Annotated in this window: 12 protein-coding genes; 10 read left to right on the top strand and 2 right to left on the bottom strand. The window is 66.7% G+C overall.

Features of this window, described 5'->3' with window-relative positions; translation table 11 throughout:
- Nucleotides 1–148: 148 nt before the first annotated feature.
- Nucleotides 149–1,213 (bottom strand): homocysteine S-methyltransferase family protein, encoded by a 1,065-nt coding sequence (locus ACIGHN_RS10430; protein ID WP_396504292.1) that lies wholly within the window; start codon nucleotides 1,211–1,213, stop codon nucleotides 149–151.
- Nucleotides 1,214–1,561: 348 nt separating this feature from the next.
- Between ACIGHN_RS10430 and ACIGHN_RS10425 the strand changes: the two genes are divergently transcribed.
- The 9 genes from ACIGHN_RS10425 (at nucleotide 1,562) to ACIGHN_RS10385 (ending at nucleotide 11,456) form a co-directional block, all read left to right on the top strand.
- Nucleotides 1,562–1,801, top strand: a complete 240-nt coding sequence (locus ACIGHN_RS10425; RefSeq protein ID WP_200912359.1) for a hypothetical protein — start codon at nucleotides 1,562–1,564, stop codon at nucleotides 1,799–1,801.
- A gap of 118 nt (nucleotides 1,802–1,919) precedes the next feature.
- A complete protein-coding gene (locus ACIGHN_RS10420) occupies nucleotides 1,920–2,270 on the top strand; it encodes an RNA-binding protein (protein ID WP_056163143.1) in 351 nt (116 codons plus the stop codon).
- Nucleotides 2,271–2,537: 267 nt separating this feature from the next.
- Nucleotides 2,538–4,430 (top strand): DNA helicase RecQ, encoded by a 1,893-nt coding sequence (recQ, locus tag ACIGHN_RS10415; RefSeq protein WP_396504291.1) that lies wholly within the window; start codon nucleotides 2,538–2,540, stop codon nucleotides 4,428–4,430.
- 156 nt (nucleotides 4,431–4,586) lie between these two features.
- Nucleotides 4,587–5,432 carry a hypothetical protein gene (locus tag ACIGHN_RS10410; protein WP_396504290.1) on the top strand — a complete coding sequence of 282 codons (846 nt, stop codon included), beginning with the start codon at nucleotides 4,587–4,589 and terminating at the stop codon, nucleotides 5,430–5,432.
- Between the two features lie 180 nt (nucleotides 5,433–5,612).
- The gene (locus ACIGHN_RS10405; RefSeq protein ID WP_396504289.1) at nucleotides 5,613–6,836 is read left to right on the top strand and encodes a hypothetical protein; all 1,224 of its coding nucleotides are present in this window, start codon (nucleotides 5,613–5,615) and stop codon (nucleotides 6,834–6,836) included.
- Between the two features lie 52 nt (nucleotides 6,837–6,888).
- Complete coding sequence (locus ACIGHN_RS10400) at nucleotides 6,889–8,088, top strand: threonine ammonia-lyase (RefSeq protein ID WP_056163130.1); 1,200 nt, start codon at nucleotides 6,889–6,891, stop codon at nucleotides 8,086–8,088.
- Nucleotides 8,089–8,219: 131 nt separating this feature from the next.
- Nucleotides 8,220–8,369: a hypothetical protein gene (locus ACIGHN_RS10395; protein WP_200912360.1), complete on the top strand. Its 150-nt coding sequence runs from the start codon at nucleotides 8,220–8,222 to the stop codon at nucleotides 8,367–8,369.
- Nucleotides 8,370–8,436: 67 nt separating this feature from the next.
- A complete protein-coding gene (queC, locus tag ACIGHN_RS10390) occupies nucleotides 8,437–9,144 on the top strand; it encodes a 7-cyano-7-deazaguanine synthase QueC (protein ID WP_396504288.1) in 708 nt (235 codons plus the stop codon).
- A 440-nt stretch (nucleotides 9,145–9,584) separates the two neighbouring features.
- Entirely contained in the window at nucleotides 9,585–11,456 is a 1,872-nt protein-coding gene (locus ACIGHN_RS10385) for a phosphoenolpyruvate carboxykinase (GTP) (RefSeq protein WP_396504287.1), read from the top strand.
- Between the two features lie 212 nt (nucleotides 11,457–11,668).
- On the opposite strand, the gene ACIGHN_RS10380 is transcribed toward ACIGHN_RS10385, so the two are convergent.
- On the bottom strand, nucleotides 11,669–12,109 hold the full coding sequence (locus ACIGHN_RS10380; protein ID WP_056163122.1) for a hypothetical protein: 441 nt from the start codon (nucleotides 12,107–12,109) through the stop codon (nucleotides 11,669–11,671).
- A 137-nt stretch (nucleotides 12,110–12,246) separates the two neighbouring features.
- Here ACIGHN_RS10380 and ACIGHN_RS10375 point away from each other — a divergent pair, with 137 nt between their 5' ends.
- Nucleotides 12,247–13,206 carry a LysR family transcriptional regulator gene (locus ACIGHN_RS10375; RefSeq protein WP_056411561.1) on the top strand — a complete coding sequence of 320 codons (960 nt, stop codon included), beginning with the start codon at nucleotides 12,247–12,249 and terminating at the stop codon, nucleotides 13,204–13,206.
- Nucleotides 13,207–13,208: the final 2 nt, after the last annotated feature.

Genomic DNA, 13,208 nt, shown 5'->3' with positions numbered 1-13,208 from the left:
CAGCCGAAGGCGTCAGAGCCTGTGGAATGTGCCGCAGAGTCGGTCGCCCGGCAATGCGCTACCGCACGGCAGCAGTTTTCAGTTGCTACTGTTTTTATAGCTACTACCGTTGGATCAGCAAGCGGTAGCAGCCAATTCCATCCAAAAATCAGGCTTCGGCGGGGTAGAACATCTTGCGCGTGGGCACGGTCTCCACCGCCTTGGCGATGGCGCCGATGTGGTCCGGCGTGGTGCCGCAGCAGCCGCCCAGGATGTTGACCAGCCCCTCGGCCGCGAACTCGTGCACCAGGCGGCTGGTGATCTCGGGGGTTTCGTCGAAGCCGGTGTCGCTCATGGGGTTGGGCAGGCCGGCGTTGGGGTAGCAGCTGATGAAGGTGTCCTCGGCCACGCGGTTGAGCTCCTGGATGTAGGGGCGCATCAGCGTGGCGCCCAGGGCGCAGTTCAGGCCGATGGCCAGCGGGCGCGAATGGCGCACGCTGTGCCAGAAGGCGGTCACGGTCTGGCCGCTCAGGATGCGGCCCGACGCGTCGGTGACCGTGCCGCTGATGATCAGCGGCAGGCGCTGGCCGCTGTTCTCGAAGTACTCGTCGATGGCGAACAGCGCGGCCTTGGCGTTGAGCGTGTCGAAGATCGTCTCGACCAGCAGCACGTCGGAGCCGCCCTCGACCAGCGCCTCGGTCTGCTCGTAGTACGCGGCGCGCAGCTGCTCGAAGTCGACATTGCGCGCGCCCGGGTCGTTCACGTCGGGGCTGATGCTGGCCGTCTTGGGCGTGGGGCCCAGGGCGCCGGCCACGAAACGGGGCTTGTCGGGCGTGCTGTATTTGTCGCAGGCGGCGCGGGCAAGCTGGGCCGAGCGCAGGTTCATCTCGCGCGCCAGCCCGGCCATGTGGTAGTCGTCCTGCGCGATGGTGGTGGCGCCGAAGGTGTTGGTCTCGATGAGGTCGGCGCCGGCGGCGAGGTACCGCTCGTGGATGTCGCTGATCACGTCGGGCCGGGTGAGCGAGAGCAGCTCGTTGTTGCCCTTGACGTCGTACGCGAAGTCCTTGAACCGGTCGCCCGCCCCGCCGGGGCCGCTGTAGCCCTCGCCCCGGTACTGCGCCTCGCCCAGCTTGAAGCGCTGGATCATGGTGCCCATGGCGCCGTCGAGGATGACGATGCGTTGGGCAAGGATGTCGGGCAGCTGCGCGGCGCGGGTGTAGTGAAGGGCTTGCATAGCCCCGTATTGTAGAAAGCCGGGGCCCACAGGGCGGTGTGCAGGGCTGCTGCAGTGCCCGGAGTGCGGAAACCGGTAGAAAAACCTTCCAGGACGCACCCGGCGCTTTTTAGAACCATCAATAATATTGATCGACTTTTAAATTCCAATGGGATATAATTTGCCTTGCTGCAGTCACGGCTCCGAGCCGCGCCGCCGCAGCAACGCCTGCTCAAAGACCGCTAGCAACACGTCTTTGCCACTGCAGGTGCGTTGTGCGACATGTGTCGCCCCAGTGGGCCTGCTAGAGCTGCAGCCCGCCGAGCCCCTTGATGCTCACGCAGGCCAATGTTCCGCCTGCGATATTGAATGAACCAGATTTCACAGACCGCCATTTCCATGGGCAAGTACGTCGTTTCGCCCGCGACACACCCGACCGACTGCGGCCGCTTCCGCGCCTCCTTCTCGGTCCATCGTTCAGAGAGCAAGGGCAGCTACTGCCGCGTGTTCCGTTTTGACAAGGTCTTTGCATCGCGCGAAGCCGCCCGGCTGTTCGCAGTCACCCAGGGCTGGCTGCAGGCGTGCATGCCGCACCCTCCGATGTGCTGATGGTCTGCACGCTGCAGATTCCATCCGCCTCCCCCGTGGTTGCGGGCTCCTCCCGGTCCGCACACCCACCCCAACGGTACGCCCTTCGCTGCGCGCCATCCTTTAGAAAGACTCTCCCATGAGCACCAAGATCTATGTGGGCAACCTGCCCTACTCCGTGACCGATTCCAGCCTGGAAAGCAACTTCGCCGAGTTCGGCGGCGTGTCTTCCGCCAAGGTCATGATGGACCGCGAAACCGGCCGCTCCAAGGGCTTCGGCTTTGTCGAAATGGCCAACGCCGAAGTGGCCCAGGCCGCCATCACCGCGCTGCACGGCATGTCGGTCGACGGCCGCTCCATCGTCGTGAACCTAGCCCGCCCACGCGAAGACAACCGCAGCTCGGGTGGCTACAGCGACGCAGGCTACAACGCCGGCAAGCGCTCGGACGTGGGCTACGGCAACGGCGGCTTCGGCGGCGGCCGCTACTGAACCGGGTCTTCCCGTGTCCTGAAAACCGGCTCTGTGGAGCCGGTTTTTTTTCGCCCCGAACACGGCGCCCCGCCAGCCGCTGTACCGCGGCCGGGGCCCTTGCGGGGCTTGGCCGCGGCGGTCCTGATGCCGGCTGTGGGGACGTGCGCGGTGCCCGGCGCACAATAGCCCCTTCGCCTGCGGGCGCGCCTGCCGCGAAATATTGATCCAATTGGCCTCTACCGCTTGCCAGGCAAGCGCTGGCAGCTATCAAATTCAGAGTATCCGTTGTCGTCCTCCCGCCTGTCCTCCGCCCCCTCCGCATCCCCCGCCCACACCGTCCTGCAGGACGTCTTCGGCTACGAGCAGTTCCGCGGCCCGCAGCAGGCCATCGTCGAGCATGTGATCGGCGGGGGCGATGCGCTGGTGCTGATGCCCACCGGGGGCGGCAAGAGCCTGTGCTACCAGGTGCCGGCCATCGTGCGCCAGCAGCAGGGGCGCGGAGTGACCATCGTGATCTCGCCACTGATCGCGCTGATGCACGACCAGGTGGGCGCGCTGCACGAGGCGGGCGTGGAGGCGGCGTTCCTCAACTCCACGCTGAGCTACGACGAAGCGCAGGACGTGGAGTTTCGCCTGCAGACGGGCGCCATCACGCTGCTGTATGCCGCGCCCGAACGGCTGAACACGCCGCGCTTCCTCGGTCTGCTGGACGACCTGTACCAGCAGGGCGTGCTGAGCCTGTTTGCCATCGACGAGGCGCACTGCGTGAGCCAGTGGGGCCACGACTTCCGCCCCGAGTACCGGGCGCTCACGGTGCTGCACGAGCGCTATGCGGGCGTGCCGCGCATCGCGCTCACGGCCACGGCCGACGACCTCACGCGCGCCGACATCATCGAGCGGCTGCAGCTGGAAGACGCGCGGCTGTTCATCAGCAGCTTCGACCGGCCCAACATCCGCTACCGCATCGAGGAAAAAAAGGACGTCACCACGCAGCTGCTGCGCTTCATCGAGCGCGAGCATGCGGGCGAGGCCGGCGTGGTGTACTGCCAGTCCAGAAAGCGCGTGGAAGAGCTGGCGGCCACGCTGAGCGACGCGGGCGTCAACGCCCTGCCCTACCACGCGGGCCTCGATACCAAAGTGCGCCAGAAGAACCAGGACCGCTTCCTGCGCGAAGAGGGCATCGTGATGGTCGCCACCATCGCGTTCGGCATGGGCATCGACAAGCCCGACGTGCGCTTCGTGGCGCACGTGGACATGCCCAAGAACATCGAGGGCTACTACCAGGAGACCGGCCGCGCGGGCCGCGACGGCCTGAATGCCGACGCCTGGATGGCCTATGGCCTGAACGACGTGGTCAACCAGCGCCGCATGATCGACGAAAGCCCGGCGGGCGAGGAGTTCAAGCAAGCGCTGCGCGGCAAGCTCGATGCGCTGCTGGCGCTCGCCGAGGCCACCGACTGCCGCCGCGTGCGGCTGCTGGCCTACTTCGGCGAAGCCTCCACGCCGTGCGGCAACTGCGACAACTGCATCAGCCCGCCGGCCGTGTGGGATGCGACCGATGCCGCGCGGAAGCTGCTGTCCACCATCTACCGCGTGAACCAGGCCAGCGGCATCAGCTTTGGCACCGGGCACATCATGGACATCCTGCGCGGCAAGAAGACCGAGAAGGTCGCGCAGTTCGGGCACGAGAAGATCTCCACCTTCGGCATCGGCGCGGACCTGACCGAGCCCCAGCTGCGCGGCGTGCTGCGCCAGCTGATCGCCACCGGCGCGCTGGGCCTGCAGAAGGTGATGCTGGACAGCGGCCACAGCTTCGACACCCTGTGCCTCACCGAAGGCTCGCGCGCCGTGCTCAAGGGCGAGGTGCCGGTGCAGCTGCGCGAATCGGTGTCGTCCGCACCGGCCAAGCGCGCCCGCAAGGGCAGCGCCCCTCCGGCCGCCGCCGCCAACCTGGGCCCGGACGCCCAGGTGCGCTTCATCAACCTCAAGTCCTGGCGCGCCGAAGTCGCGCGCGAGCACAACCTGCCCGCGTACGTGATCTTTCACGACGCCACGCTGGCGGCAATTGCCGAGCGCAACCCGACCACGCTGGACGACCTGCAGGGCATCAGCGGCATGGGTGCGAAGAAGCTCGATGCCTACGGGGCAGAGGTGCTCAGGGTGTGCACGAACGCCTGATCGCCGGGGGTTGAAGCCCTGATGCCGCGTTGGGTTTCATCGCCCGGTGCCGGGCATTCGGCAGTGTCTCCTGCCGTTGCAGGCAGAGACCGTCTTGCGGATCGGCTATAACCTTCCTCGCCTCGAAGGGAGGTTCAACCAATGAGAAAGACGCGGATGTTCAAGAAAATTCTGGGGGTCGTCGCACTGTTGGGTGCAGGTCTGGCGCAGGCGTTCTCCCCCCAAGCGGGTACCTGGATCGTGACGTCGGAGATGGACGGCAAGCCCGGCCGTGGCTTCGGCATCGACGTGCAGAACACCACGCTGGTGATGCAGATGTATGCGTACGAGAACAGCGGCCAGTCGACCTTCTACCTCGCCGTGGGCGACATGGTGGACAACAAGGTGACGGCACCGCTGAACAAGTACACCGGCGGCCGGTTCTTCGGCAGTGGTGCCCGCTCGGGCACGGCGGCAGGAAGCCCGGGCAACGTGACCGTGCGATTCACCACGGGCACCACGGGGTTCATCACCTTTCCGAACGAGCCCGAAGTGGCGATTGCACGCTTCAACTTCGGTTACGGCGCCGTGGCGGAGAGCCTGCGCGGCTTCTGGACGCTGAACTCCATCGGCAGCGAAGGCCTGCAGTCGGACCTGGTGGAATTCAACACCAACCTGGGCGCGACCAGCAACGGCAACGGCCTGATGGCCAACACCGCCCAGAGTTTCGGTTGCGAGCATCAGGTGCGTGGCGCACTGAGCGGCAATGTGCTGTGCGTCAAGATCAACTCCAGCAACCAGGTCGTGCGCACCTATGTCTTCGTCTACAGCGTGAACGAAGGCGAAGGCTACTCGGTGGCGTCTGCCAACAGCGCCCAGCAGACGCTGTACATCCGCCGCCTGACCACGCCCAAGGGTGTGGGCACCGGCCTGCTGTACAAGAATGCGGAAGTGGGCTCGGGCAATGCATCCGCCTTGCAGCAGCACATCGAACACATCTCCCAGTTCGGCGTGCCCCAGTAAACACGCAGCGTCTTTGGTGTGGCGGGTGCCTCTCAGGCAACCCGCACCCGGGGCCGAGCCCTGCGCGGTGGGGCACGGCCCCACACCACGCAGGCGCAGCCCGGTGCTGCACCGTTGCCGATGCATCGGCGCCTGGCATGCCCCCGGGCGCCTCTATCGCCACACCCACTGCCAGACACCGTGCTCAATTTCTTCAAGAATCTCTTTCACCGCCCCCTCAGCGCAGACAAGTTCGCCGACATCGCGCTGGAGGCACTGCGGCGCACCTGGCCAGAACACACCTTCACGCTGGACCGGGAAAGATTCCAGATCCGGCAGTCCGACGGGCTGTTGATCAATCTGCACAACATCTTCACGGACTACCGCCGTGCCGACCCGGCGATGCGACAGCAGCAGCTGGACCGCTTCGTCCGGGGCATGGTGTCTGCAGGCAGCTCGGAGGATGTCTACGAAGAGGTCAAGGACCGGCTGCTGCCCGTGCTGAGAAACCTCTCGGGCGTGGATCTGATGCGCATCGATGCAGGCGATGAAAAAGCACTGTCGGACATCATGTGCTTTCGCCCCTTGTCGGACGACCTGGGCATTGCCTTGGCCATCGACAGCGAGCTGAACATCAAGCAGATCGGCGACGATGCATTGAAGCGCTGGAACAAGACATTCGACGAAGTGCTGCTGGTGGCCGTCGACAACCTTCGCCACCAGGCGGCTCCCGCGTTCCACGAGATCAGCCGCGGGCTGTTCGGGTCGCACTACGGCGACTACTACGACGCCGCACGCATCCTGGTGCACGAGCTGGTCTGGCAGTTGCCCGTTGGCGCGCAGCCGGTGGCGATGGTGCCCAACCGCAGTTGCCTGCTGGTCTGCGGCGCAGACAACGAAGCCGCCTTGATCGAGATGGTCGGCCAGGCCCGCCGCATCCTCTTCGAGGAATCGCGGCCCTTGTCCGCCGACATGTTCACCCTGACCGACAAGACCTGGGCCCCGTGGACGCCACCCGGCGAGGCGGGGCAGGCGCTGAAGCGTTTGCAGCGCGAGCTTCTGGCCAGCGGCTACGCCGAGCAGAAGCAGGCGATGGACATCGCGCAAGAGCAGGCGGGCACGGATGTGTTCGTTGCCACGCACACGCTGGTGGAAAGGTCTGCAGACGGGCAGCTCATCAGCTACGCCGTCCTGCCTCGGGACGTCCATACCTGGCTGCCCACGGCGGATCTGGTCCTGCTGAGTGAAGGGGAAGGTGCAGATCCGCTGATCGTCACCATGGCGGACTTTCTGGAGATCGCAGGCTCCGGTGCCCAGCGGTTGCCGTATGTGCTGCCGCGGTATGAGGTGGTGGAGTTCCCGGATGCGGGATGCATGGAGAGGCTGCGGGCCAGGGCCACCAGCATGGACGCGGTCAACGCGTGATGGCGCACCCGCCCTGCGGCCACCGCGCCCCGGGCTGCGCCACAATGGCGCCATGCTGACCCTCCAAGACATCCGCGACGCCGCCACCCGCCTGCAGGGCCATGTGCTCGATACCCCGTGCGTGGAGTCCAAGACGCTCTCGCAGATCGTGGGGGCGCAGGTGTTCCTCAAGTTCGAGAACCTGCAGTTCACCGCGTCCTTCAAGGAGCGCGGCGCGTGCAACCGGCTCACGCTGCTGTCCGACGAAGAGCGCGCCCGCGGCGTGGTGGCCATGAGCGCCGGCAACCACGCGCAGGGCGTGGCCTACCATGCGCAGCGCCTGGGGCTGCGCGCGGTGATCGTGATGCCGCGCTTCACGCCCGGCGTGAAGGTGGAGCGCACCCGCGGCTTCGGCGCCGAGGTCGTGCTGCATGGCGACACGCTGGAAGAAGCCCGCGCCCATGCCTATGCGCTGGCCGATGCGCAGGGGCTGACCTTCGTGCACCCCTACGACGATGAAGGCGTGGCGGCCGGCCAGGGCACGCTGGGCCTGGAGATGCTGCAGGCCGTGCCCGACCTGGACACGCTGGTGATCGCGGTGGGCGGCGGCGGGCTGATCTCGGGCGTGGCGACGGCCGCCAAGGCCATCCAGCCCGGCATCGAGATCGTGGGCGTGCAGACCACGCGCTTTCCGGCCATGGTGAATGCGGTCCAGGGCACCCGCCACCCGCAGGGCACATCCACCATCGCCGAAGGCATCGCCGTGGGCACGCCCGGCAAGATCACGCAGGAGATCGTCAAGCGCCTGGTGGACGACCTGGTGCTGGTGGATGAAGGCGACATCGAGCAGGCCGTGCTGATGCTGCTGGAGATCGAGAAGACCCTGGTCGAAGGCGCGGGCGCTGCGGGCTTGGCCGCATTGTTGCGCTACCCCGAGCGCTTCAAGGGCAAGCGCGTGGGCCTGGTGCTGTGTGGCGGCAACATCGACCCGCTGCTGCTGGCCGCGATCATCGAGCGCGGCATGGTGCGGTCCGGCCGCCTGGCCCGCATCAAGGTCAGCGCGCGCGACGTGCCCGGCGTGCTGGCGCGCATCACGGCCACCGTGGCCGACGCGGGCGCCAACATCGAAGAGGTGCACCACCAGCGCGCCTTCACCATGCTGGCGGCGCAGAACGTGGAGATCGAACTCGTGCTGCAGACCCGGGGCAAGACGCACATCGACGATGTGCTGGGTCGCCTGCGCGAGGCGGGCATGGAGGCGGCGCTGATCTGAGAACCGGCCGGCGATGGGCAGGGGTTTGCGCACGCGTGATCCTCTGCGGCACGGCGAACCGGTCCCGCCGTTTGGAGTGTGCGCCGCTCGCGGCTAGAATTGCGCAAGTTTTAAGCATCTGGAGCCGCCCCATGTCCGAACACAACACCGCACACGCACCCGCCGAATCCCACCCCCACGACCCCGTGGAGAACGTGGTCCACGTGGCCCCGGTCGTGCTGCCCGTGGTGGGAGGCGTGCTGATCTTCCTGCTGGCGTTCATCGCCGTGTACATGGCCTGAGCCACCGGAACATCGCCACAAGCCCCGCGCTGCGGGGCTTTTTTTTGCCCAAGCCAGGAGCCTTGCCATGCGACCCGGACACGCCCTCGTTCTTTTCTCCGGTGGACAGGACTCCACCACCTGCCTGGCCTGGGCGCTCACCCAGTTCGCCCACGTGGAGACCATCGGCTTCGACTACGGCCAGCGCCACCATGTGGAGCTGCAGGCGCGCCAGACGGTGCTGGCGCAGATGCGCGAGCGTTTTCCGCAGTGGCGCGAGCGCCTCGGTGAGGATCACATGCTCGACCTGGCCGTGCTGGGCCACATCAGCGACACCGCGCTGACCAGCGATGCCGAGATCCAGATGACGGCCGCCGGGCTGCCCAACACCTTCGTGCCCGGCCGCAACCTGCTGTTCTTCAACCTGGCGGCTGCGGTGGGCTACCGGCGCGGCCTGCACACCCTGGTGGGCGGCATGTGCGAGACCGACTTTTCAGGCTACCCCGACTGCCGCGACGACACGCTCAAGGCCCTGCAGGTGGCCGTGTCGCTGGGCATGGGGCAGCGCTTCACGTTCGACACGCCGCTCATGTGGCTGGACAAGGCCGACACCTGGGAGCTGGCCCGCACCCTGGGTGGGGACGCGCTGGTGGACCTGATCATCACCGAGTCGCACACCTGCTACCACGGCGTGCGCGGCACGCTGCATGCCTGGGGGCATGGCTGCGGCACCTGCCCCGCCTGCGAATTGCGCAAGGCCGGGTACGAGCGCTGGAGTGGACAGAAGACCCCCTGAGTCGCCTGCGGCGCCTCGGTGGCGCGGATCAAAGGGCGGCCTCTTGTGCCCGTCCACGCCTGCGCAGGCAGGCTCGGAGCCGCGGGCCTCCGCCGCCGAAGGGGCGCATCCGCATGACCTGGCAGCCAGCTCCACGGGGACACTGGCGTCGCGCGCACCGGTTTTTGGTCGCATAACCCCATGCATTTTTTGCATAATTTTGGGGCGAGTCTGACAGACAAGTTGGCAGCAGATTCATAAAATTGACATCCCAGCCGACCCGCGGACTCCGTGGAATAGCCGCCACACCGTGGGGCTGACCCTGCGCCCGCCCGCCGACTGAGCACGCAAGCCGTTTTTTCAAAGGCAGCGCTCAGCATCGCACCTGCGCCAGGCCTTGCCGCGTACCACCGGGTTCGCTTCCTTTGAAAAAACTGTTTTTTTAACTTAGGAAGCTCCCGATGAACGCACCCACCATGCAGGGCCTGAATCTCAACGCCCCCACGTACGTCAAGAACGCCCGGCTGCTCGCCTGGGTGGCCGACATGGCCGCCCTGTGCAAGCCCGAAAGCATCTACTGGTGCGATGGCACGAAGGAAGAGTACGACCGCCTGTGCCAGCAGCTGGTCGACGCCGGCACCTTCAAGAAGCTCAACCCCGCCAAGCGCCCTGGCAGCTTCCTGGCCTGGTCCGACCCGTCGGACGTGGCCCGCGTGGAAGACCGCACCTACATCTGCTCGGCCGCCAAGGAAGACGCCGGCCCCACCAACAACTGGATGGCCCCCGCCGAGATGCGTGCCACGCTGCAGCCCCTGTTCGACGGCTGCATGAAGGGCCGCACCATGTACGTGGTGCCCTTCAGCATGGGCCCGCTGGGCAGCCACATCGCCCACATCGGCGTGGAGCTGACCGACAGCGCTTACGTGGCCGTGAACCAGCGCCTGATGACCCGCATGGGCAAGGCCGTGTACGACGTGCTGGGCGTGGAAGGCGAGTTCGTGCCCTGCATGCACACCGTGGGCGCCCCCCTGGCCGACGGCGAGGAGGACACCACGAGCTGGCCCTGCAACCCCAAGGTCAAGTACATCGTGCACTACCCCGAAACGCGCGAGATCTGGTCGTACGGCTCGGGCTACGGCGGCAACGCGCTGCTGGGCAAGAAGTGCCTGGCCCTGCGCATCGCATCGACCATGGGCCGCGACCAGGGCTGGCTGGCCGAGCACATGCTCATCCTGGGCGTGACCAACCCCGCCGGCAAGAAGTACCACGTGGCTGCGGCCTTCCCCAGCGCCTGCGGCAAGACCAACTTCTCGATGCTGGTGCCGCCCGAGGCAGGCTTTGCCGGCTGGAAGGTCACCACCATCGGCGACGACATCGCCTGGATCAAGCCCAACGCCGACGGCAAGATGGTCGCCATCAATCCCGAAGCCGGCTACTTCGGCGTGGCCCCCGGCACCAACATGCACACCAACCCCAACTGCATGAAGAGCCTGGACAAGGACGTGATCTTCACCAACGTGGCCCTCACGGACGACGGCGACGTGTGGTGGGAAGGCATGGAAAAGGACACCGGCAAGCTGCCCGACCACCTGATCGACTGGCAAGGCAAGGACTGGACGCCCCAGATCGCCAAGGAAACCGGCGCCAAGGCCGCCCACCCCAACTCGCGCTTCACGGTGGCTGCCGCCAACAACCCCGCGCTCGATGCGCAGTGGGACGACGCCAACGGCGTGGCGATCGACGCGTTCATCTTCGGCGGCCGCCGCTCCACCACCGTGCCCCTGGTGACGGAAGCCCGTACCTGGACGGAAGGCGTGTACATGGCCGCGACCATGGGCTCGGAGACCACCGCCGCCGCCTTCGGCGCCCAGGGCGTGGTGCGCCGCGACCCGTTCGCCATGCTGCCGTTCTGCGGCTACAACATGAGCGACTACTTCCAGCACTGGCTCGACATGGAAGGCAAGATCGCCGCCACCGGCAAGCCGCTGCCCAAGGTCTTCTGCGTGAACTGGTTCCGCAAGGACGAGGCCGGCAAGTTCGTCTGGCCCGGCTACGGCGACAACATGCGCGTGCTCAAGTGGATGATCGACCGCATCGAAGGCACGGCCCAGGGCACGGAGACGATGTTCGGTGTGGCACCCCAGTACGCCGAGATCAACTGGACAGGCATCGACTTCAACGCCCAGCAGTTCGAAGCCGTGACGCACATCGACAAGGCCGCCTGGGCCGAGGAGTTCAAGCTGCACGACGCGCATTTCGAGCAACTGGCGTACCACCTGCCCAAGGCGCTGCTCGATACCAAGGCCGCCCTGGAAAAGCGCCTCGCGGCTTGATCCGGTAGCCTGCCCGGCCCCGCAGCCGGGTCAGCCCCGCCCCTGAAAACCGCCCCGTCTGGTGACCGGGCGGTTTTTTAACGCCTGCCTTTGCCGCATGTGCCTCGGGCGCGCGCCGCGCCAAGCCTCGGAGCACAAAAAAAGCCGTGGCGCGAACGCCACGGCTTTCAAAGTAGTTCGGCGGATCGTGCGGCCTGGCCGCACGGTCCATCTCAGTAGTACTTGCGGATGTCGCTCACCGTGGCGATGCCCATGGCGTGGTTCAGTTCAGCCATGATGCGGGGATCCTTCATGGCGACTTGCCAGGTGCGTTCGTCTTCGGCGGCGCGGCGGCGGTTCTCGGTGAAGGCCTTGCCAGCCACGCGCAGGACAGCACTGGCGCGGCGGGCTGGCGACGTCAGCAGGGCCAGGGCGGCGAAGGCGACGAGCCACAGCACCATCCAGGCGGCCAGCAGGTGGCCTTCAGTCCAGGTGTCGACCACCTGGTGGGCCACCACCAGCAGTGCGGACACCACGGCAGCCAGCAGGAGGGTGGCAGCGCCACGGGCGCCGTCAAATTGGGTGGCAGCGCGCTTCAGGGCAGCGGCGGCGTTTTCGGCGCGTACAACGCCAAGGTGTTCGGTGGGGTAGTCAACGTGTGCGAAGGTGGTCATTTCGGTTTCCCTTTTCTAACGCTTGTGGCGTGATTGCCGGGCGATGGGGTGATATTAGGGTTTACCCTTTCAGCATTCAAGTTTATATTTTGAATCATGGATATTCACATTGGTGATAATTGCTGGCAGGCAAAGCCATGACACCTTTGAACTTCCGCTCGCTGGACCTCAACTTGTTGCGTGTTTTCGACGAGGTGATGGCCGAGCGCAGCCTGACGCGCGCCGCCCACAAGCTGTCCATCACCCAGCCCGCCGTGAGCAACGCGATGCGCCGCCTGCGGGACGTGGTGGGCGACGAGCTGGTGGTGCGCAGCGGCCAGGGGGTGGAGCCCACCGCGCGTGCGCTGGCGCTGTGGCCCCCGGTGCGCGAGGCGCTGGCGCAGCTGCAGGAGTCCTTTTCGCCCGGGCGGTTCGACCCTGCCACGGCCGAATCCACCTTCGTGCTGGCCATGGCCGACGCCACCGCGGCCACGCTCGTGCCGGCGCTGGTCGAGATCATCGAGCGCGAGGCGCCCGGCATCGCCATCCGCGTGCTGCCCCTGACCACGCGCGACCCGCGGCGCCTGCTCGATGACGAGGCGGCCGACATGGCCGTGGGCTACTTCCCCGCCGTGCTGGCGGACCTGACGGCACGCGCCCAGTCGGGCGATGCGGTGGCTTTCGAGAGCCGGCGTCTGTACGACGGCGAATACGTGTGCGTGATGCGCCAGGGCCACCCGCTGGCCACCGCGCCCCTGACGCTGGACGCCTACTGCGAGGCCCGCCACATGCTGGTGAGCTTCTCGGGCCGGCCGTTCGGCTTCATCGACGAGGCCCTGGCGTCGCTGGGGCGCGAGCGCAAGGTGGTGATCACCGTCAACCAGTTCTTCACGGCCGGACGGGTGGTGTCGGGCTCGGACCTGCTCACCGTGCTGCCGCGCCACTTCGTTCCGGTGACGGGCATTGCCGATGCGCTGGTGCAGCGCACCCTGCCGCTGGACGTGCCGCCCGTGCACGTGGATGCCCTGTGGCGCCGCCGCAGCGCCCAGCAGACCGCCATGACATGGCTGCTGCAGGCCCTGGCCCGGTCGGCCCGGCGGACCTTCCCCGAAGCCTGACC

Source organism: Acidovorax sp. NPDC077693 (assembly GCF_044542805.1).
GTDB lineage: Bacteria > Pseudomonadota > Gammaproteobacteria > Burkholderiales > Burkholderiaceae_C > Acidovorax.
Note: the sequence above shows the minus strand (reverse complement) of the source record. Positions and strands in the feature narration are given on the sequence as shown.

What these genes read in the sequence shown, in the direction of transcription:
- ACIGHN_RS10380 (WP_056163122.1), bottom strand. Translation starts at nt 12,109, where the DNA reads ATGACCACCTTCGCACACGTTGACTACCCCACCGAACACCTTGGCGTT.
- ACIGHN_RS10395 (WP_200912360.1), top strand. Translation starts at nt 8,220, where the DNA reads ATGTCCGAACACAACACCGCACACGCACCCGCCGAATCCCACCCCCAC.
- ACIGHN_RS10400 (WP_056163130.1), top strand. Translation starts at nt 6,889, where the DNA reads ATGCTGACCCTCCAAGACATCCGCGACGCCGCCACCCGCCTGCAGGGC.
- ACIGHN_RS10385 (WP_396504287.1), top strand. Translation starts at nt 9,585, where the DNA reads ATGAACGCACCCACCATGCAGGGCCTGAATCTCAACGCCCCCACGTAC.
- queC (WP_396504288.1), top strand. Translation starts at nt 8,437, where the DNA reads ATGCGACCCGGACACGCCCTCGTTCTTTTCTCCGGTGGACAGGACTCC.
- ACIGHN_RS10375 (WP_056411561.1), top strand. Translation starts at nt 12,247, where the DNA reads ATGACACCTTTGAACTTCCGCTCGCTGGACCTCAACTTGTTGCGTGTT.
- ACIGHN_RS10410 (WP_396504290.1), top strand. Translation starts at nt 4,587, where the DNA reads ATGTTCAAGAAAATTCTGGGGGTCGTCGCACTGTTGGGTGCAGGTCTG.
- ACIGHN_RS10420 (WP_056163143.1), top strand. Translation starts at nt 1,920, where the DNA reads ATGAGCACCAAGATCTATGTGGGCAACCTGCCCTACTCCGTGACCGAT.
- ACIGHN_RS10430 (WP_396504292.1), bottom strand. Translation starts at nt 1,213, where the DNA reads ATGCAAGCCCTTCACTACACCCGCGCCGCGCAGCTGCCCGACATCCTT.
- ACIGHN_RS10425 (WP_200912359.1), top strand. Translation starts at nt 1,562, where the DNA reads ATGAACCAGATTTCACAGACCGCCATTTCCATGGGCAAGTACGTCGTT.